This window comes from Companilactobacillus miaonis, assembly GCF_036913615.1.
GTDB lineage: Bacteria > Bacillota > Bacilli > Lactobacillales > Lactobacillaceae > Companilactobacillus.
On sequence record NZ_JAYKTX010000004.1, the window covers coordinates 1 to 18,289 of the forward strand.

The window sequence follows — 18,289 nt, forward strand, 5'->3', positions numbered from 1 at the left end:
ACCTGTTCCCATGCCGAACACAGAAGTTAAGCTTCTTCACGTCGAAAGTAGTTGGTGGGAAACTACCCGCGAGGATAGATAGTCGCTACGCAACCTAAGGGATCTACTTGGTAGGTTCTTTTTTTTGTGTCTAAAAAAGGTAGAAAGCACTTCATCCTAATGGATGTCGTGCTTTTTTATTCAATAATTGTTAATCGATTCTTTAAAAAGTTTATAATAATTAATTATTAACTGATTCAATGAAAAGAGAAGGTAAGAATATGGTAAAGATTAGACCAGCCACGGAAAATGATGCTAGTGCATTGTTGAATATTTATACACCTTATATTACAAATACCACGATAACTTTTGAAAAGGATATTCCAACACTAGATAATTTTCGTCAAAGAATTCACGATATTTCACAAAACTTTCCTTATATTGTTGCTGTGGATGACGATGACAAAATTCTAGGATATGCCTATGCACATTTATACGGACCCCGAGCAGCATTTGCGTGGACAGTTGAGGCTAGTATTTACTTGGATCACAATTTTGAGGGTCATGGACTAGGAACAATGCTGTATAAAAAGTTAGAAGAGATCTTAACTAAACAAGGAGTCGTTAATTTGATGGCTTGTGTGACGGAAGAGAATCTCAACAGTATTAAATTTCACGAAAAGCTTGGCTATAAGGTAGTTGGTGTTTTTCCAAAGACAGGATTTAAATTTAATCGGTGGTTGGATATCACTTGGCTACAAAAAACTTTGAATAGAAAAGAAAATGATATGAAACCAATTATTCCTTGGAAAAAATTGGAGTAAATATTTGCCATAAAGTTAACTTTAGGTAGTAATATAAACTTGTTAATATGGAAGGAGTTTTTTTATGACTAAGTTAACGGATACATTTGAAATTAGTAACGGTGTTAAGATTCCTAAGGTAGCTTTTGGTACATGGCAAATTGCTGCCAAGGATGCAAAACAAGCGGTTCACGATGCTATTGAGATTGGCTATAGACATATTGATACTGCTTTAGCATATGCCAATGAAAAAGAAGTTGGTGAAGCTATTAAAGAATCAGGTGTCAAACGTGAGGATATCTTTGTGACATCTAAATTACCAGCTCAAACTAAGAGTTATGACGGTGCTCTTAAAGATTTTGATACGACCATGAATAATTTAGGATTGGATTATCTTGATCTTTATTTGATCCATGCTCCATGGCCATGGAGTGAAGTAGGTTCAAATTATGACAAAGAGAACCAAGATGTTTGGCGTGCCATGGAAGAAATTTATAAGTCTGGCCGTGTAAAGGCTATTGGTGTTTCGAATTTTAATGTTCATGATTTGGAAAATGTATTAAAGACAGCAACAATCAAACCAATGGTTGATCAGATTCAATATTATATTGGTTTCACGGAACCTAAGATCACAACATTTGCTCAGAAGAACAATATTTTAGTTGAGGCATACTCACCACTTGCTACAGGCGGTTTGATTCATAATCAAGATGTTCTAAAGATTGCTGAAAAGTATGATGTCAGTGTGGCTCAATTGGCAATTCAATTTGTAGTTCAAAATGGTGTTTTGCCATTGCCAAAAGCTGTTCACAAGGCACACATTGAAGATAATGCTAAATTAGATTTTGAAATTAGTGAGGAAGATATGAAAACATTGAATGCAATGCCTGATACAGCTCCATCACATTCACATAATTCTACTCAAGGATAATTGAATATTAAGACAAACAGGCCAAGATAATCGTACTTTAGGTTCTTTTTCAAGTTTGGTTGTAAAAATAAAAGAAGCTGAATTAATGCATGTAGCACTAATTCAGCTTCTTTATTTAGTTTTAGAGTTATATAGAATAAATAATAAAACCTTCTATTTAGTCTGGAGCACAAGCCCTGTGATGACTCAGCCGCCAAATTCTTGTTAGTGCTTCAGCACTTACAAGAAGACCTAGTTTTGAGATTTTGTGAACTGTGCAAAAGCTCAAAATAGCGTCGGCAGCGTTCCAGCTCATCACAGGGCTTGTGCGGAAGACGGCATCTTATACCAACCAAACTTAAGAAAGAACCTACTTTTGATTATCTTGGCCTGTTTTTTATATAGTAAGGAGTTGTAAATTCAAAAAAGTAATTAATATTGCTAATATCAATCCAAGCGCTGTAGTTAATTTAGTATTAACGTGTTTTCCCATGAGTTTTTTATTGCTTGTTAAAAATATTAATGGGAATAAAGTAAACGGTAAAGCAACACTGAGAATAACTTGAGCATAGATGATCAAATTTTCAAAGTCATGGTCATTGAAGCCAACTATAAATCCGATTATCAAAATAGGAATCAGAGTTACTAGGCGAGTTAAGAGTCGCCTTTTCCAAAGAGGCAGACGAATATTTAAATATCCTTCCATAACTATTTGTCCAGAAAGGGTACTTGTGATTGAAGAAATTAAGCCAGTTATCAATAAGGCAAAAGCAAAAAGAGTACTCATTAAAGGACTAGCTAAATTGCCCACAATAGCAGTATTCTTGAGTCCATTGAAGACGTCTTGGAGGTCACCCAAATTAGCTTTATGAAAAAATAGAGTACCACCAAGAATTAATAGTAGTGCATTGATAATAAAGGCGGCCACTAAATGGACATTGGAATCCCAGTTAGCAAAACGTAAGGCTTCATTGACTTGTTTAGGATTGTTGTGATCATATCTACGGCTTTGAGCCAGCGAAGAATGTAAATAAATGTTATGAGGCATAATTGTAGCACCGATTATACCTAATCCGAGGATTAACTTAGTGTGATTGGTAAATAGGCTAGTCGTTGGGATAAGACCAGTAGTAATAGCTGAAAATTTGGGAGAGGTTCGAAAAACTTCAATTCCAAAAATGATTCCAACGGTTAGAATAGCTGCCAAAACTATGAACTCAATTCTTCTAATTCCAAATCTTAAAAATAATAACACAATCAAAACATCAAAAATTGTTAACAAAATTCCGAAAAGAAGTGGTAATCCAAAGAGTAATTTTAAGGCAATGGCTGTTCCAACTACCCCGGTTAAATCAGTTGCCATCATGGCAATCTCGTTAAGAATCCAAAGAATATAACGAATTGGTTGGGGAACTTTTTGAGCAATGGCCTGAGCTAAATCCAGTCTGGCAACCACTCCTAGCTTTATTGATAAAAACTGCATAAACATCGCGATTAGAATCGATATGAGTAGAACGGATAGTAATTGGTATCGAAACTGACTACCACTAGAAAGAGAAGTTAGCCAGTTACCAGGATCCATATAACCAATGGCTACTAATGCACCAGGGCCACTGTAAGCCAAGAATTTTTGGAGAAAGGATGTTTCATAAACACTTGGTACAGTGACACTTTCATTTATTTCATCTAAACTTTTTTTATTGGGCATGGTTGGCCTCAGTTCTAACAGCTAAATCGGCTAAAAATTGGCAGAATTTAGGATCGTCATTCATTGGTGAGACTAATTCGAAGGTGTCACCACCACTAGCTTTAAAGGTTTGATAATTTTGAACGTAATCTTCCTCAATAGTTTCTAGGCAGTCGGCCACGAATGAAGGTGTAGCTATTAAAATATTTCGTTGTCCTAATTCCACGGCTTGCATGAGAGCATTTTTTAGATATGGTTTTAGCCAAGGCATAGGCCCAAATTTTGATTGATAAACAGTTTTAATATTTTCTTTGGGGATACTTAGCAGATTAGATACTTTAGTAGTTGTTTCTTCGCATTCACGTTGATAAGGATCTCCGTGTTTTACCATGGCAGTGGGAATACTGTGGTAGCTAAAAAATAGTTCATCATATTTTCCTTGATTCCAAGCAATTTGAATTTGGTGAGCAAGAATCTCTTGATAGGTTGTTTCATTATAAAAGCGGTCGATTATTTCTAATGGAACATCGGATTTTTTAGCTTGGTCGATGATTGATTTAGAACTACTTTGGGTGTATTGCGGAAATAATGGTATCAAGGTCACTTTTTGGCAGCCGTCACGTTGCATCTGTTTCAAAGTTTGAACAATGTCTGGTTGACCATACGTCATTGCCATTTTGACATTCCAGTCAGGAAGTAATTTTTGAACTCTATCAGTTATCTTTTGTGTATTAACGATTAAAGGAGAACCGTCTTTAGTCCAAGAATCTTGGTAAAAAGTAGCAGAACGCCATGAACGCATTGGTAGAATCACGCCTCTTAAAAGTGGTTGCCAGATTGCCTTGGGCATTTCAATAACATTTTGATCACTTAAAAATTCTAAGAGATATTTTTTTACATCTTCAGTCTTGGGTGATTTAGGTGAACCTAGATTAACTAACAATAGACCTTTCATGATATCGCCTCATTTATTTTATAAATTCATTCTATATTAAATTAGACAATAAAACATATATCATGCTAATATAAAAATATACTAATAAAAACGATAAGTTTTAAGATAATGAGGTGGAATTATGCGTATTAAAGATGACAGATTATTTAAATTACTATCTTCGAAAGTTGAACCTAAGATCAGTATTATTTTGCCAATCGAACCGGAAACTCCACAGATTGAAGAAAACATTTTGAATTATAAAAACTTATTGAAGGACGTTTTGAAGGATTTAGAATTAAACTACCCGAGACGTTTGTGGGATATGGCAGCCAAGAATCTGAATAGTTTGTTGTTGGATCGCCAATTATTCAGTACAGCAAAGAATTCACTCTTAATTTTTACTAATAATGAACAGATAGAAGTTTGTGAGTTGCAACATAAAGTTATGCAAAAAGCTCATGTGGGAACGACGTTTTTAGTGCAAGACTTATTGTTGCCAGAGGAAAATTTGACTAAACCGGATTATTTACTGAACATTAGTCGTGATCGAATTAACGTTTTTGATATTGATAGTCTCAAAGAAGTTGAATTAGAGGGGATTCATGCTCACTTTGCTGACTATTATCCAGACTTTGATGCGGAATCAAATGTTAACTCGGGCTCATACGGCGGCAAGAATCCTAATTTCCATGGGCATCGTTCTAAACCAGAAGAACAGCAGAAGGATCAAATGATCTATTATCAATATTTGGACAGAGCCTTGAGTGCTTTGCATTCTAAAAAGGGATACAGTTTTATTTTGACTGGCTTACCAGAAGTGTTAGACGTTTACTTAAGTATGGGGTATCGAAAATATGTGGATGGAGTGATTCATGCATCGTTGTTGAATCTTAGTCATCAAGAATTAATGGAAAAAATTAGTGAATATAAGAATTTTGAAAGTTTAGCCATGACTGAAAAAATCAAACATGACTTACATCGTGCTGACAATCAAGAACGGTTGATTCACGATTTAGATACAATCAATTTTGCCTTAGCTAATCGTGATGTGCGGGAGTTAATTTCTTGTAATGATGGGTTATCGTATTCAGTTGAACACAATAAGTTAATGACTGAATCGATTCTTAAGAAAATCAATTGCCGAGTTATTTATTCAGAAGAAGCGGTCGTTCCTCAAATGAGGGCAATTGTTTATTAAATCAAATAGGAGTTTGGGACATAACTATTTTTTACTCCTAAACTTGCAGCATAAACGCGGAACATAACATAGCAATTTCTTCTTAAAACAAATAGCACCGGGTAATCAAAGAACGATTACCCGGTGCTATTTGCCTTAATGCTCGAAAGCTGACCATGTTATGTCCCGCTCTCCTATTTTTCAGTTATTTTGTTAGTTTGTTTTCTCTTAAAATTCTAGCGGGATTTCCAACAACGATTACATTGTCAGGAAATGAATGGGTAACGACTGACCCAGCTCCGACGATAACGTTATTACCTAGTGTGACGCCTGGTAGGATACTGGCACTACCACCGATCCAAACGTCGTTTCCAATCGTAATAGGAGCAGTTCTTTCAGCTTCTGTTCGGCGAACTGATGGGTCCATTGGATGTTTTGGTGTGTATAGACCAACTTTAGGGCCAAATTTGACATTATTTCCTATGGTGATTTGACCCTCGTCGCAAAGTGTTACGTCGTGATTGGCATAAAAGTGATCACCAATCGTGATATTTTCACCGTAACTGAAGTAGAAGGTTGGCTCTACGAAAAATCTGTTTCCAACTTTTTTCAACAGGTGTTTGATTTTTTCATTACGTTCGTCATTGTCTGTAATTAAGTTATAAGTCATTAATTTAGTTCTAATGTCGTCACGCAACCTGGCCAAAAGGTTAGATTCTAGGTAAAGTTCTCCATTTATCATCTGCTGATACGCAGGGTCTTGATCAATTTCCATTTTCTTTCATATCTCCTCATAAATATAAGTGTATATTAAGCATAACATAATTACTGAAAAATCAAGAATGTAAGCGATTTTAAATTGTGTTCATTTGAAACTTTACAAACGGCAGAATTTCCAGTTTTGACAAAAAGATTTAGAATAGAAGTGGAATAAAAATCGGAGGTAATGGATATGACAAATGTTTTAATAATTGGTGCAACTAGTTTGGTTGGTCAAAGAGTAACAGAGAGTCTTTTACAAAATACTGATGATTATTTAACTTTGATGGCTCGTAATACTAATATGCTATCAATTGATGATAAGAGAGGACGTCTAGTTCACGGGGATGTCTTGGATGACAAGCCATTGGATGAAGCGCTTGATGGTAATGAAGTTGTCTTAGTTACAGCGGATAGTAATTTAGGTTTATCAGTTCAAAGAATTATTGATGCGATGAAGAAGAGAAATATGAATCGCTTGATCTTCGTCACATCAATGGGTCTTTACAACGAGATTCCGGTTACTGATGGAGCTTCTGGTAATTTGACCCAAAATGCTTTGTTGCAACCTTATCAGACTGCAGTTAATATGATTGAAAATTCTAATTTTAACTATACGATCATTCGTCCGGCTGAGTTTGATCAAGGTCGCGACCTCAATTACGATTTAGTTAATGGAGATTTGACTAGTGATGCTGTTTCGATTAATAGTGTAGTGGACTGTGTCACTAAATTGGTGATCGATAAGAATCTTGATTCTAAGAAAAATTTGGCAATTTGTCGTAAATAATTTGGTGTGGCAGAAATGTCACATTTTTTCTTGCCCTAAAGTCAGCTTGAGGTATTAAGATGTCTTTGAGGTGATCAAATGTCAAAATTAATTATTTACTTTTCTCTATCTAATAACACCAAGAGAGCAGCTCTAGCGGTTCAAAAAATTACTGGTGCTGACATCGTCAGAATTGAGCCTAAGACGCCTTATCCAGCTGGATATAGTAATTATTCGAAGGTTGGGATGAACGAGCTGGAAAAGGGGATTTTACCCGAAATTTCGACAAATATTGATGATTTTGATCAGTACGAAACTATTTTTCTCGGTTATCCAACTTGGAGTGGTCAATTGCCAATGATTTTCCATTCACTAGCTAAAAAATATGATTTTTCTGGTAAGAAAATTATTCCATTTACGACTACCGGAGGGTCAACCGCTAGTGAGTCGCTTTCTTCAGTTAAGAAGGTCTTTGCTACAAGTGAAGTAACCGACAATTTTCGGTATCGTGATAGCAATGAACAACTACAAGAGTTTCTGCAAAAAGTTGATGAATAGACACAAATAAAAGACCACCAAGGAATTTTCCTTGATGGTCTTTTTGTCGGGATTCTTCAATTGACTAACTGATTATGTGTGTAATGTGGGAGAATAGCTAATCAACTGAGTTGCATTGACTACTTCAATTTAGAAGAAGTCAATGTTAGATCACTGTAAAGTTCGTTATTGGCAGGACTGAAGTCGAAGCCTTTAACACGATTATTAACTGGTTGCCATACGTAGTTGAATTCTTCTGGTACGACAGCAGCTTGTTCGTTCATATATGCTTGCCATTCTTTGAATGTCTTAGTACGTGTCTCATCGTTCCAAGCAGATGAATCATTCATCTTGTTGATCAATTCAGTATTCTTCTTAGTTACGAAGTGACCCATGTTGAATGGAGCTGTATCACCGTAAAGTTGTGATTGTGATGGTTCTGATGAAAGTGACCATGCACCTAACCAGAGATCCATCTTATTTTGTGATGGCTTTTGTAGTGTATCGTAGAAGCTGTTCATTTCAACTGGTTTACCAGTGTACATCTTAACGTTCAAGCCAAGTTTATGCCATTGTTGTAGGTAATCTTGGTATGTAGCTTCTGTAATAGAATTACCACTCATACCACCGAAGTAGATAACAAGTTTCTTACCCTTTGGATCTGAACGCCATTTGCTACCATTACGCTTCTTATATCCAGCGTCTTGAAGAAGTTTCTTAGCTTTCTTCATGTTTAGTGGGTAACCTTTAGCTGACTTGTCATAGTACTTTTCAAATACAGGTGGAATCAATGTATTACCACGCCATGCAACACCATTACCAAATTTCTTAGCAATGTCATCAATATTTAGAGCGTACATCATAGCTTGACGCAAACTCTTATTGGCCATCTTCTTATTAGGATCAGCAACGTTCTTGCCAGTCTTAGTATCGTAATGACCTAAGTTAAAGGCGAAGTAACTGTATGATAGAGCAGGTTGACCAACTTTTGTATAACCTTTAAGGTTCTTCAATTTCTTGTATGAAGTACCACCAACTTCACCAGAAGCTGTAGGAACTACGGAGTCATACTTCTTAGATTGAAGAGCTTTAACAATATTATTTGATGAAACAACATTGATAGTAATGTGTCCGATTTGGGCTTTCTTACCCCAGTAGTACTTGTTTGGAACCCAACTAGTAGATTCACCAGTAACAATTTTATCTAGCTTATAAGGACCAGTGAAGATAGGATTCTTACGGATTTGTTCTGAAGCAGCTAGTTTTGCAATTGGAACATCTTTGATGTATTCGTAAGGTTCAACAGTTCCCCAAATGTATGAGTTACCAGAGAACTTCATACTTGGTGACATGTGATCGAAGTGGATAACAACAGTCTTGCCTTTTTCACCATCAGGCATTTCGATACCGGAGATAGTATCAGAAGTACCCTTGTGGTATGCGGCCATACCTTTGATGTTTTCAAAGTCAGATGAGTATTGACTTGATGTAGATTCCTTGTTACCTAAAACTTCATAGGCGTATTCAACGTCTTTAGCAGTTACAGGGTCCCCATTTGACCACTTAGCGTTGCTACGAATTGTAATAGTAGCAGTCTTTGCTTTACGATCTAGTTTTTGATTAGCAAGACCGCCATCGATGATCTTGTAATTCTTGTCAACGTTGAACAAGTTATTTCCACCACCAGGTGAGAATACGTGGGAATCAGCAGCGTTAGATGCAAGAATTGGATCAGAGATACCTTGGAATGGAGAGTCAGCAACTTCAGCTAATTTCAAAGTACCGTTTTTAGTAGCATTCTTATCTGTTTTAGCAGAATTCTTGAATGAAGGCTTTAATTTAATTTGTGCAGTAGTGCCAGATGAAGAATTATTACTACTATTGCTGGAACAACCAGCTAGAGTGACAGCTGCCAAAAGTGTAACAGCTGAAAGAACAACTTTATTCTTAGTTTTAACCATTATGTTTCCCCCTTAAATGAGTAACCCTATATTTTTTCCGATTGGTTGAGTCGGTGATTGTGGTGACAAAAAGACTATGCTTAATATTTGGTAGGCACCATCCCCTTAAAGTTAGAGAGCGGAGGACAACGGGGAATCTCCGAGGATTTACGGAATAATGTAGCTTGGCCACGTAGTGGACGAGATGCATTATTTTGTAAACCGGAAGAGATTGTTGTCTGTAGCTCGTTTTCGTTAGAGAGCGGAGCAGGGATGGTCAGCCTCTGAGGATTTACGGAATATTGGAGCTTGACCACGAAGTGGGCGAGATTCAATATTTTGTAAACCGGAAGAGGTTATCCCTGTGCAGCTCGTTTCAATAAAACAATTTCAATAAATATACTAATCAGCAGCACCTTGACGTTGTGAAGCATCAGCAGAACGACGTAGAACTTGTCCGATATAACTGATAGATAAACAAAGAATGATAATCAAAGCAGCTGCAGGCAACCAAGTCCACCAGTATTCAGTGATGTTGTTAGGATCATTAGCATTAGCAATCAAAGTACCAAGTGAAGGTGTTTGGATTGGAAGACCAAATCCCAAGTAGGAAAGACCTGTTTCAACACCAATGTTTTCAGCAAATGATAAAGTTGTATCAACGATAATCAATGATGAAATGTTAGGCATGATTTCTTTGAAAATAATCTTAAAACTACCAGTACCGGAAGTTTTAGAAGCGGCAACATAATCTTTTTCTGATTCTGAAAGGGTACGTGAACGAATCAAACGTGAAGTACCTTCCCAATAGAAAATTGAAAAGATTAATGTTAAAGAAACAGCGTTATAACTTTTGATAACAGTAACTAAAACGATGATCATCATGGTCATAGGAAGCATCATCATAAAGTCATACACACGTTGCATACCCCAGTCGATGTAGCCACTGAAGTAACCTGAAATTAATCCCCAACAAATACCAAAAGTTGAAGAAATAATTGTCAAGCCGATGGCGATACCGATTGAATTACGTGAACCAACAATTAGTTGTTGAGCAATTGATCTACCACCTGCATCAGCACCCAAGAGATAGCCATTGGTTCCAGGACTGATGTTGTAATTCATAATGTTTGTTTCCATCATTTTTGGTGTATTGATGAATAGTGAAGCAATCATTACAAAAGCGATAAAAGCTACGACAATAATTAAAGCAATTAAAGCTGGTTTATCAGCTCTAAATTCGTTCCAGATGATTTTAGCTGAAGAAGGAGTTGCTTCTTCATTAGCTTCTTTAGTTAAGCGGTCTAAGTCGGCCGCTGAAATATTTGAATGTTTATCTAAATTCTCTTCCATAAATTGACGGCCCCCTTATTCAATTCTGATTCTAGGATCAACAATACTTAGGATGATATCTGAAAGTAAGGTACCTAGAAGGTTCAAAATTCCGTAAATTAAAACTAAAGCAGTAATAACAGTGTAATCACGATAGTTAATAGAGTTGATAAATAGTAATCCCATACCTGGGTAAGAGAAGACTGTTTCAGTAAAGATAGAACCATTTAACAAACCGGTGATTGAATAGCCGGCAAAAGCGGCAATTGGTAATAATGAATTTCTAAAAATATGATGTCTGTAAATTTCTTTTTCGGGAACACCCTTTGAACGAGCAGTTCTGACGTAATCAGAACGTTTGGCGTCAATAACTTCAGAACGAAGATATTGAACAACGTTGACAGTTCCAAACAATGCACCCAAGACACTAGGTAAAATGATGTGATACAAGTGAGAACCGTAAGTTGGAAGACCAGCAGCGGCAGTTGCGGAAACTGAACCTGTAGTTGGGAACCAACCTAAAACGTAACCGAAAATCCAGATACCGATAACTAAAACAACGAAGAAAGGAATACTGTAAGTGATGTATGTGTAGAATCTGATGATTGTATCAGGTAATTTTCCTTCGTGTTTTGCGGCGAACATACCCATTGGTAAAGCGAAACAATAAGTTAGGATTGTTGTAAGTAAAGCTAACCAAACTGTATTGATGGCACGGCTACCAATAAGTCGTGTGACTGGTTCTTGATATTGATAACTGTTACCAAGATTTCCTTGGAACAAGTGAACTACCCAATTCCAATATTGTTGATACCAAGGATCATACAAACCGTTCATTTCCATCAAGTGATGGAGTTGTGCGGGATCGGCTTTGGGGTTAATGGAACCGGTGAATGGATCACCAGGCATGGCCTTAGCAAGTAAGAAAACTAAAAGACTTAAAATAATAACTTCAGGAATCATGATTAGAACACGACGAAGAACTGTTTTCCACATTATGCTTTCACCTCTCCTTCCTGTTTAATGATTTCGTTAGCGACATCTTGAGGTAGAGCAACTGAATGAGTTGGACTGACTGGTACTAAAGGAAAAGCTTTGCCATCTTTGTCATAATACTTATCCTGTTGTTCACGATAGATTTCTTCAACGGCTAGACGATCTTTACGATGTTGAAGACGATCGTTAACGTTTGTTTCAGGAATAGCGGCTAGTAAACGTTTTGTATAAATGTGGATAGGATGATTATAAATATCATCACGAGTTCCAATTTCAACTAAGCGGCCACGGTTCATAATGGCAATATTGTTACACATATGTCTGACAACACCTAAATCATGAGAGATGAACAAGTATGAGATTCCAAATTCGCGTTGAATTTTCTTCATAAAGTTCAAAACCTGAGCTTGAACGGAAAGGTCCAAGGCAGATACTGGTTCGTCGGCGATAATCAACTTAGGATTGGTTGCAACAGCACGTGCTACACCAATACGTTGTCTTTGACCACCAGAGAATTGGTGAGGATACTTGTAAAGTGAATCAGGATCCAAACCAACGATATCTAGTAGTTGTAAAACTCTAAGTTTTTCTTCATCTTTGGATAAATTTTCAAAGTTTCTTAATGGTTCAGCGATAATATCTTCGATTCTTTTTCTAGGATTTAAACTGGAAAGTGAATCTTGGAAAATCATCTGAACATCGTGGTTATAATCGAGTTCTTTGCGATTTCTCTTTTTAGTGATGTCCTTACCTTGATACATGATGGAACCACTTGTAACTTTTTCTAAACCGACGACTGATTTACCAGTTGTTGATTTACCTGATCCAGATTCACCAACTAATCCGTAAGTTTCACCAGCTTCAATGTTGAAACTGATTCCGTCAACGGCTTTCACAGAGTCGGTAACACGATTCCAGAAACCTGAACGGATAGGGTAGTGAACTTTTAAATTTTTAATTTCAATTAAACTCATGCTTTCACGCTCCCCGTTTGTTCTGGAAATGCGAAGCTCTTGTAACAAGTACAACGAACTTCATGTCCTGGTTCGACTTCGTGCATCGAAGGATTAGCTTCATGAGCTGAAGCATCGATCCAAGGAATTCTTGGTGCGAAGCGATCGCCGGTTGTAGGCATCTTTTGTAGTGATGGAACATTTCCTTGAATGACATATAAGTCATCATTTTCGTTATCACGTTGTGGCATTGATTTTAACAATGAACGAGTGTAGGGATGTTCTGGTTTGTTGAAGATTTGATCAGCAGTTCCTTCTTCAACGATTTGACCAGCATACATAACTGCTACTCGGTCGGCTGTTTCAGCCACAACTCCTAAATCGTGGGTGATCAAAATGATTCCGGCATGATTTTCTTGTTGAATTTTTCTTAGAACATCTAGGATTTGAGCTTGAATTGTAACATCAAGCGCTGTTGTTGGTTCGTCAGCGATGATCAAGTCAGGCTTGCAAGCGATGGCGATGGCGATGATAACACGTTGTCTCATACCACCTGATAGTTGATGAGGGAACTGACGAGCAGTTCTCTTAGGATTAACGATTCCAACTTCATCAAGCAATTCCAAAACTCGCTTATGCTTTTGCTCAGCAGTGAAATTAGTATGGTAAGTCATTACTTCGCTAATTTGATCTTCAATCCGTTTCAATGGATTCAAAGCAGATAGTGGATCTTGGAAAATCATGCCAATCTTGGCTCCACGAAACTTGTTGTAACCAGCTTCATCAAGTTTGAGTAAGTTGGTACCTTCAAAATCGATTTCACCGGAGATTTTTGTCTCTGATGGATCATGCAATCCCATAATGGTTGTGGCCAAAGTACTTTTTCCACATCCAGACTCACCAACAATGGCAAGAATCTCGTCGTGATGAACTTTGAGATTAATATGAGAAATTGCATCGTAGTATTTGCCGTTAATCTTAAAAGCGGTATTAACGTCTTTTATATTTAGAAAATCTGATGTAGTTTCCAAATGATCCCCTCCTGATTCTAATAATTCTCTTATTTAAACCCTAAGACGCATCGGCGGTTATGTACCAGTGCTGCAAAGAACTTTTTTAATAATTGAGTTCGATTATAGTTAATTAGTTTCTAATTTACAACCCTTATTATTAAAAAAATATTAAAAATCTTCACAAAATATTCATAAACGCTTTATTAAAGGAGTTTTATATTTATGACAAGACTATACAATCAAATTAGAAAGATTAAAAAAAAGTTAACTTAGAAATGACGAAACGTATATTTTTGTGTCCTGAGTCTAATGATTGGTATAAAAGTAATTACATAAATAACATGGTATAGACAGAAAATTAATTTATTATCGTTATAACGACAAGGGATTGAATTGATTTTTTTAGAAAGCAAAAAAGAGTTTCTCAAAAATTAATTTTTGAAACTCTTTTTAAAAATCTTTATATAAATTTCATGAAAATTCAATTCTTAGAAAAGGTTGAAAGGAGTCTGTGGACGTGGCAAACTATGTAAACACAAGCCAAATTAAGAAAAATAATTGAAAGTGATGTTAGGATGAATAGTAGAAGAAGTGTGAGAAAAATGCGGAATCGTAAAAATAAGAAACGTCTAATTTTAACTATTTCACTAGTAGTCGTTGCTTTAATAGTATTAGGAATCATTTTCTTTTTCCCATTGAATAACTTCTTGCGGAGTGCAACTGGAAATGATACACCGAGCGACAAGGTCGTTAAATCAGAATTAGTTAAAAAAGTTAAATCGAAAAAGACGGGAGATTCTAAAACCGACAAAAAAATTGATCGTGCAGCTTCGTTTTTAGGTAAAAAGAAGATGTCGGAGATTATCGCTGCGTCCAAGAGTGAAGATAAGACAGCTAATTTAATTGCTGATTCTTCGTCTTTGACTGAAACGCAATCAAAAAAAGCTGCCCAAGAAATTTTTTCTAATTCAGAATACGATGGCTTGAGAAATGCTATTAGTGATGGAAATTGGTATCAAGCTTATCAACAGTACCAGAAGTTGTCCAATGATGGTGCTTTAAATCAATTACAAAAGACGATTGGACAATAAAAAGGAGCAGACCAAGAGGACTGCTCCTTTTTAATAGTATTGCGCTGCATTATTAATATGTTTATTATCTAATATGTTTAGTCTTTTTCTAAGAATGTGGTGTCACTTTTATCGTCGGCATCCTTATCGTAGAAAAATGCTTCGATAGGAATATTGTATTTATTATGAATAAGTAGAATTTCTTTTTGAGTGAAACCTAGATCATCATTTTTTCGACGAATTGTAGAAGTAGACTTATCAAGTAGTTTAGCAATATCATTTTGCTTGATATTTTTTAATGTAAAATATGCTTTCAAATATTGATTGTTATACATAATAAATTCCTTTTTTTAAGCTATTTCCTTAATTAAGGACAACAATATCGTAAACTAGAACCAATTTTTTTTCAATATCTTTTTTGAAAAATTCATATTTTAGTTTAAAATATCATATATGAAAGGAATAGGTTGTATTTGACATATGATAACGATAGGAAAGTACTTAAGAACAAAGAGATTATTAAAAAAACTAACTTTGCAGCAAGTAGTCGATCAAACACGCTCTGTCTACAATTGCTCTACTTCGACCTCTGTTTTGAGTGCAATTGAAACAGATAAAAATAAAATTATTGATGGAGAATTACTCTTTGTATTATCAGATCTTTATGGAATTAAATTAGAAGAATTGCAAAGATTAATTATCAGAAATTTACAAACTGAGCTTGAATAATAAAAAAACTCCATTAATGTTATTTGTCTTAGACTAGCTTCTTATATAAAAAAATAAATAATGAATAATAATGTTATAAATATCAACCTAATGATGCCTACTTGTGGATAACTTCGTCCATAAGTAGGCATTTTGTATATTGCTATCTTTTGCTTTATCTCTACTCAATTAGGACGCTAATATAATAGTAGTAAAAAGTGAATTATTTCACATCGATGAAACTTTGTTTAATAATGAGAGGGAGGACATTTTTGAAAGTGGAATTACTGGCATTGAGGAAATATCTTTGATGAACGGATGATGTGAAAATGAAATTTTGTATTGAGACGGACCCTAAGAATAGTTGGTATCTTGGTACGAGAAAATTTGATCCACTAAAAATTGATAAAAGCGAGACTATCATGTATCAAGGTAATGGTTATCTTGGTATTAGAGCTTGTGCTGAAGAAAAGAATCTCCAAGAAAAAAGAGACATGTTCGTGGCAGGGACTTTTGACTCTTTCGATGATGAAGTGACTGAGTTACCGAATCTACCAGATCTTTTAAATATAAAATTTGAAATCGATCAGAAGATTTTTTCTTTGAGTAACGGAGTCATTAAAAATTATCACAAGTATTTGAATTTAAAGAATGGTGAATTAATTCGACAATTTGATTGGATGATCGACCAAAAACAAATTCACTTTAAGTTTTCCCGTTTCGTTTCGATGAGTGATGTTCACTTATTTGTCTCTAAAGTTGAAGTTGAATCTGACAATGATGTTGAAGTTAAAATTACCTCAGGAATTGATGGACAGGTTTCCAATAGTGGGACACAACACCTCGTTGAAGGCGATAGGCGACTCTATGATGGCAAGATTATTCAGTTGCGTGAACGGACACAATGTTCTAATATTGAACTAATTTTCAACGTTTTACACAAGATTTATGTCGATGAAGTACTGTTGAATTCAAAGCCTCACATTCAAATGGAACGTCGAAAAATTGCTGGTGATTACCAAGTCGAATTATTGCAAGGACAGAAGTTGACCTTCGTTAAGTATGCCAATGTTTTCACTGGTATTGATAGCGATGTAGAAGAAGACGACATTTGCGATACTTCGATAAGCGATATCAAACAACACAGTTTGGAAACTTACTCTGAGTTACTGAATAAATCAGCCAGAGCTTGGGACCTTAATGTTTGGCAAAGAAGTCTGGTAAAGATTGCAGCGGCAGATATCACGCCTCAAGTTGTGATAAATTTTGCTAGATACCAATTGGCAGCCAATACCCCACCAGATTCACGAATGAATATTGCATCCAAAGGTCTAACTGGTGAAGGTTACAAAGGACATACATTTTGGGATACTGAAATATTCATGTTGCCATATTTTATTTTTACCATGCCAGAAATTGCTCGAAATCTTTTGCGGTACCGGTATTTAGGCTTAGGTGGTGCTAGAAAAAAGGCTAAGTCTAACGGCTATCTTGGTGCTCAATTTCCTTGGGAAGCGGCCTGGCCGACTGATGGTGAAACGACTCCACCGTGGGGCTCAGCCGATATCGTTACCGGTGAGCCGATGAAAGTTTTATCAGGCTTTTTGGAGCAACATATTACCAGTGACATCGTTATAGCGGTGATGGAATACTTGTATGCCAGTGGAGATCAGCGTTTTGCCAAGGAAATGGGTTACGAAATGATTTTGGACGCGGCTAAATTCTGGGCAAGTCGTTTGGAATGGAATTTAAATCAAAAACGCTTTGAAATCGACAACGTAATTGGCCCTGACGAATACAAAGAACACGCTAATAACAATGCCTTTACTAATTACACGGCTCATTGGTGTATCCAAAAAGCTATTGAGATCGTTAAGTTATTGCGAAATTCCGATCCTGAAACATATGACGAATTGAATTTTAAATTGGATTTGGACGGTGTGTATCAAGATTGGTTAACAAAAGTTGACCTAATTTATTTACCACAACCTAATGAACAAGGTGTCATTCCTCAAGATGACACGTATTTGACCAAGAAAAAAATTGATATTGCGCCATACTTGTCGGATGGTGGTCACGCCAAAATATTTAAGAAATATAATTTGAAACAAGTTGATGATCTCCAAGTGACTAAACAGGCGGATGTTTTGTTATTGATCAATCTTTTTGAAGGATACTTTAGTCAAGATACTGAACAAAGTAATTGGGACTATTATGAACCAAAAACAACTCATGATTCGTCACTATCATTGTCGACTCACGCAATTCTAGCGAGTGATTTGCATCTTCAAGCTAAAGCCTATCAATATTTTGAACAAGGTTGTGAAGTTGATTTAGGAACTAATATCGGTAAAACAACACAAGGTCTGCATATGGCTGCTATCGGTGGAATTTGGAAGATGGTTGTCGAAGGTTTCGGTGGTGTCAGAATTGTTGATGGCAAGTTAAGAATTGAACCAAATTTGCCGGATGTTTGGGACAGTTTGCAATATCAGATCAATTGGCATAAGAGCTTAGTTAAGGTTTATGTCGATCATGAAAGTTTGAAGATCGAAGTCATGGGTAACGGGATTGAATTTATTAACCATGGAAAAATTTATCGAATCGCTGCTAATTCTAAACTGGAGCTACCAATTGAGGTTCAAGTTGAAGTTAATGATTAATTTAGAGACACAATTTTTGTTTATATGATGAAAATTGTGTTTTTTGCTGTCTAATT

At 36.0% G+C, this 18,289-nt stretch carries 17 protein-coding genes and 1 rRNA gene; 9 read left to right on the top strand and 9 right to left on the bottom strand.

Going from position 1 to position 18,289, the window contains the following annotated elements; translation table 11 throughout:
• From rrf to U8521_RS04135, 3 genes are all read left to right on the top strand, one after another.
• Window positions 1–91: ribosomal RNA gene (rrf, locus tag U8521_RS04125) — 5S ribosomal RNA — on the top strand; the annotation flags it as partial.
• Window positions 92–260: 169 nt separating this feature from the next.
• Window positions 261–803, top strand: a complete 543-nt coding sequence (locus U8521_RS04130; RefSeq protein WP_334351950.1) for a GNAT family N-acetyltransferase — start codon at window positions 261–263, stop codon at window positions 801–803.
• Between the two features lie 64 nt (window positions 804–867).
• Window positions 868–1,713 (top strand): aldo/keto reductase, encoded by an 846-nt coding sequence (locus U8521_RS04135; protein ID WP_334351951.1) that lies wholly within the window; start codon window positions 868–870, stop codon window positions 1,711–1,713.
• Between the two features lie 376 nt (window positions 1,714–2,089).
• On the opposite strand, the gene U8521_RS04140 is transcribed toward U8521_RS04135, so the two are convergent.
• Both U8521_RS04140 and hemH read right to left on the bottom strand, forming a co-directional pair.
• The gene (locus U8521_RS04140) at window positions 2,090–3,400 is read right to left on the bottom strand and encodes an Nramp family divalent metal transporter (RefSeq protein WP_334351952.1); all 1,311 of its coding nucleotides are present in this window, start codon (window positions 3,398–3,400) and stop codon (window positions 2,090–2,092) included.
• Window positions 3,390–4,337 (bottom strand): ferrochelatase, encoded by a 948-nt coding sequence (gene hemH / locus U8521_RS04145; RefSeq protein ID WP_334352067.1) that lies wholly within the window; start codon window positions 4,335–4,337, stop codon window positions 3,390–3,392. Before hemH ends, U8521_RS04140 begins: the two co-directional genes overlap by 11 nt.
• Before the next feature lie 118 nt (window positions 4,338–4,455).
• On the opposite strand from hemH, the gene U8521_RS04150 reads away from it, so the two are divergent.
• Window positions 4,456–5,514, top strand: coding sequence for a baeRF8 domain-containing protein (locus tag U8521_RS04150; RefSeq protein ID WP_334351953.1), 1,059 nt, complete (start codon window positions 4,456–4,458; stop codon window positions 5,512–5,514).
• Between the two features lie 184 nt (window positions 5,515–5,698).
• On the opposite strand, the gene U8521_RS04155 is transcribed toward U8521_RS04150, so the two are convergent.
• Window positions 5,699–6,268: a sugar O-acetyltransferase gene (locus U8521_RS04155; RefSeq protein ID WP_334351954.1), complete on the bottom strand. Its 570-nt coding sequence runs from the start codon at window positions 6,266–6,268 to the stop codon at window positions 5,699–5,701.
• 177 nt (window positions 6,269–6,445) lie between these two features.
• Here U8521_RS04155 and U8521_RS04160 point away from each other — a divergent pair, with 177 nt between their 5' ends.
• On the top strand, window positions 6,446–7,042 hold the full coding sequence (locus U8521_RS04160; protein ID WP_334333684.1) for an NAD(P)H-binding protein: 597 nt from the start codon (window positions 6,446–6,448) through the stop codon (window positions 7,040–7,042).
• A 78-nt stretch (window positions 7,043–7,120) separates the two neighbouring features.
• Complete coding sequence (locus U8521_RS04165; RefSeq protein ID WP_334351955.1) at window positions 7,121–7,579, top strand: flavodoxin; 459 nt, start codon at window positions 7,121–7,123, stop codon at window positions 7,577–7,579.
• Between the two features lie 119 nt (window positions 7,580–7,698).
• On the opposite strand, the gene U8521_RS04170 is transcribed toward U8521_RS04165, so the two are convergent.
• From U8521_RS04170 to U8521_RS04190, 5 genes are all read right to left on the bottom strand, one after another.
• Window positions 7,699–9,519 (bottom strand): oligopeptide ABC transporter substrate-binding protein, encoded by a 1,821-nt coding sequence (locus U8521_RS04170; RefSeq protein ID WP_334351956.1) that lies wholly within the window; start codon window positions 9,517–9,519, stop codon window positions 7,699–7,701.
• A gap of 381 nt (window positions 9,520–9,900) precedes the next feature.
• The gene (locus U8521_RS04175) at window positions 9,901–10,851 is read right to left on the bottom strand and encodes an ABC transporter permease (RefSeq protein WP_334351957.1); all 951 of its coding nucleotides are present in this window, start codon (window positions 10,849–10,851) and stop codon (window positions 9,901–9,903) included.
• Window positions 10,852–10,866: 15 nt separating this feature from the next.
• Window positions 10,867–11,826, bottom strand: coding sequence for an ABC transporter permease (locus tag U8521_RS04180; protein WP_334351958.1), 960 nt, complete (start codon window positions 11,824–11,826; stop codon window positions 10,867–10,869).
• On the bottom strand, window positions 11,826–12,800 hold the full coding sequence (locus U8521_RS04185; protein ID WP_334333679.1) for an ABC transporter ATP-binding protein: 975 nt from the start codon (window positions 12,798–12,800) through the stop codon (window positions 11,826–11,828). Before U8521_RS04185 ends, U8521_RS04180 begins: the two co-directional genes overlap by 1 nt.
• Window positions 12,797–13,810 (bottom strand): ABC transporter ATP-binding protein, encoded by a 1,014-nt coding sequence (locus U8521_RS04190; RefSeq protein WP_334351959.1) that lies wholly within the window; start codon window positions 13,808–13,810, stop codon window positions 12,797–12,799. The genes U8521_RS04185 and U8521_RS04190 overlap by 4 nt, the downstream gene beginning before the upstream one ends.
• Window positions 13,811–14,394: 584 nt before the next feature.
• Here U8521_RS04190 and U8521_RS04195 point away from each other — a divergent pair.
• Window positions 14,395–14,883 (top strand): hypothetical protein, encoded by a 489-nt coding sequence (locus tag U8521_RS04195; RefSeq protein WP_334333677.1) that lies wholly within the window; start codon window positions 14,395–14,397, stop codon window positions 14,881–14,883.
• A 77-nt stretch (window positions 14,884–14,960) separates the two neighbouring features.
• Here U8521_RS04195 and U8521_RS04200 read toward each other — a convergent pair whose 3' ends face one another.
• A complete protein-coding gene (locus U8521_RS04200; RefSeq protein WP_334333676.1) occupies window positions 14,961–15,197 on the bottom strand; it encodes a helix-turn-helix domain-containing protein in 237 nt (78 codons plus the stop codon).
• Window positions 15,198–15,342: 145 nt separating this feature from the next.
• Here U8521_RS04200 and U8521_RS04205 point away from each other — a divergent pair, with 145 nt between their 5' ends.
• Both U8521_RS04205 and U8521_RS04210 read left to right on the top strand, forming a co-directional pair.
• Entirely contained in the window at window positions 15,343–15,591 is a 249-nt protein-coding gene (locus tag U8521_RS04205; RefSeq protein ID WP_334333675.1) for a helix-turn-helix domain-containing protein, read from the top strand.
• 308 nt (window positions 15,592–15,899) lie between these two features.
• A complete protein-coding gene (locus U8521_RS04210; protein ID WP_334351960.1) occupies window positions 15,900–18,233 on the top strand; it encodes a glycoside hydrolase family 65 protein in 2,334 nt (777 codons plus the stop codon).
• Window positions 18,234–18,289: the final 56 nt, after the last annotated feature.

What these genes read in the sequence shown, in the direction of transcription:
- U8521_RS04130 (WP_334351950.1), top strand. Translation starts at nt 261, where the DNA reads ATGGTAAAGATTAGACCAGCCACGGAAAATGATGCTAGTGCATTGTTG.
- U8521_RS04180 (WP_334351958.1), bottom strand. Translation starts at nt 11,826, where the DNA reads ATGTGGAAAACAGTTCTTCGTCGTGTTCTAATCATGATTCCTGAAGTT.
- U8521_RS04140 (WP_334351952.1), bottom strand. Translation starts at nt 3,400, where the DNA reads ATGCCCAATAAAAAAAGTTTAGATGAAATAAATGAAAGTGTCACTGTA.
- U8521_RS04185 (WP_334333679.1), bottom strand. Translation starts at nt 12,800, where the DNA reads ATGAGTTTAATTGAAATTAAAAATTTAAAAGTTCACTACCCTATCCGT.
- U8521_RS04135 (WP_334351951.1), top strand. Translation starts at nt 868, where the DNA reads ATGACTAAGTTAACGGATACATTTGAAATTAGTAACGGTGTTAAGATT.
- U8521_RS04205 (WP_334333675.1), top strand. Translation starts at nt 15,343, where the DNA reads ATGATAACGATAGGAAAGTACTTAAGAACAAAGAGATTATTAAAAAAA.
- U8521_RS04200 (WP_334333676.1), bottom strand. Translation starts at nt 15,197, where the DNA reads ATGTATAACAATCAATATTTGAAAGCATATTTTACATTAAAAAATATC.
- U8521_RS04150 (WP_334351953.1), top strand. Translation starts at nt 4,456, where the DNA reads ATGCGTATTAAAGATGACAGATTATTTAAATTACTATCTTCGAAAGTT.
- U8521_RS04155 (WP_334351954.1), bottom strand. Translation starts at nt 6,268, where the DNA reads ATGGAAATTGATCAAGACCCTGCGTATCAGCAGATGATAAATGGAGAA.
- U8521_RS04210 (WP_334351960.1), top strand. Translation starts at nt 15,900, where the DNA reads ATGAAATTTTGTATTGAGACGGACCCTAAGAATAGTTGGTATCTTGGT.
- U8521_RS04160 (WP_334333684.1), top strand. Translation starts at nt 6,446, where the DNA reads ATGACAAATGTTTTAATAATTGGTGCAACTAGTTTGGTTGGTCAAAGA.
- U8521_RS04175 (WP_334351957.1), bottom strand. Translation starts at nt 10,851, where the DNA reads ATGGAAGAGAATTTAGATAAACATTCAAATATTTCAGCGGCCGACTTA.
- U8521_RS04195 (WP_334333677.1), top strand. Translation starts at nt 14,395, where the DNA reads ATGCGGAATCGTAAAAATAAGAAACGTCTAATTTTAACTATTTCACTA.
- U8521_RS04165 (WP_334351955.1), top strand. Translation starts at nt 7,121, where the DNA reads ATGTCAAAATTAATTATTTACTTTTCTCTATCTAATAACACCAAGAGA.
- U8521_RS04170 (WP_334351956.1), bottom strand. Translation starts at nt 9,519, where the DNA reads ATGGTTAAAACTAAGAATAAAGTTGTTCTTTCAGCTGTTACACTTTTG.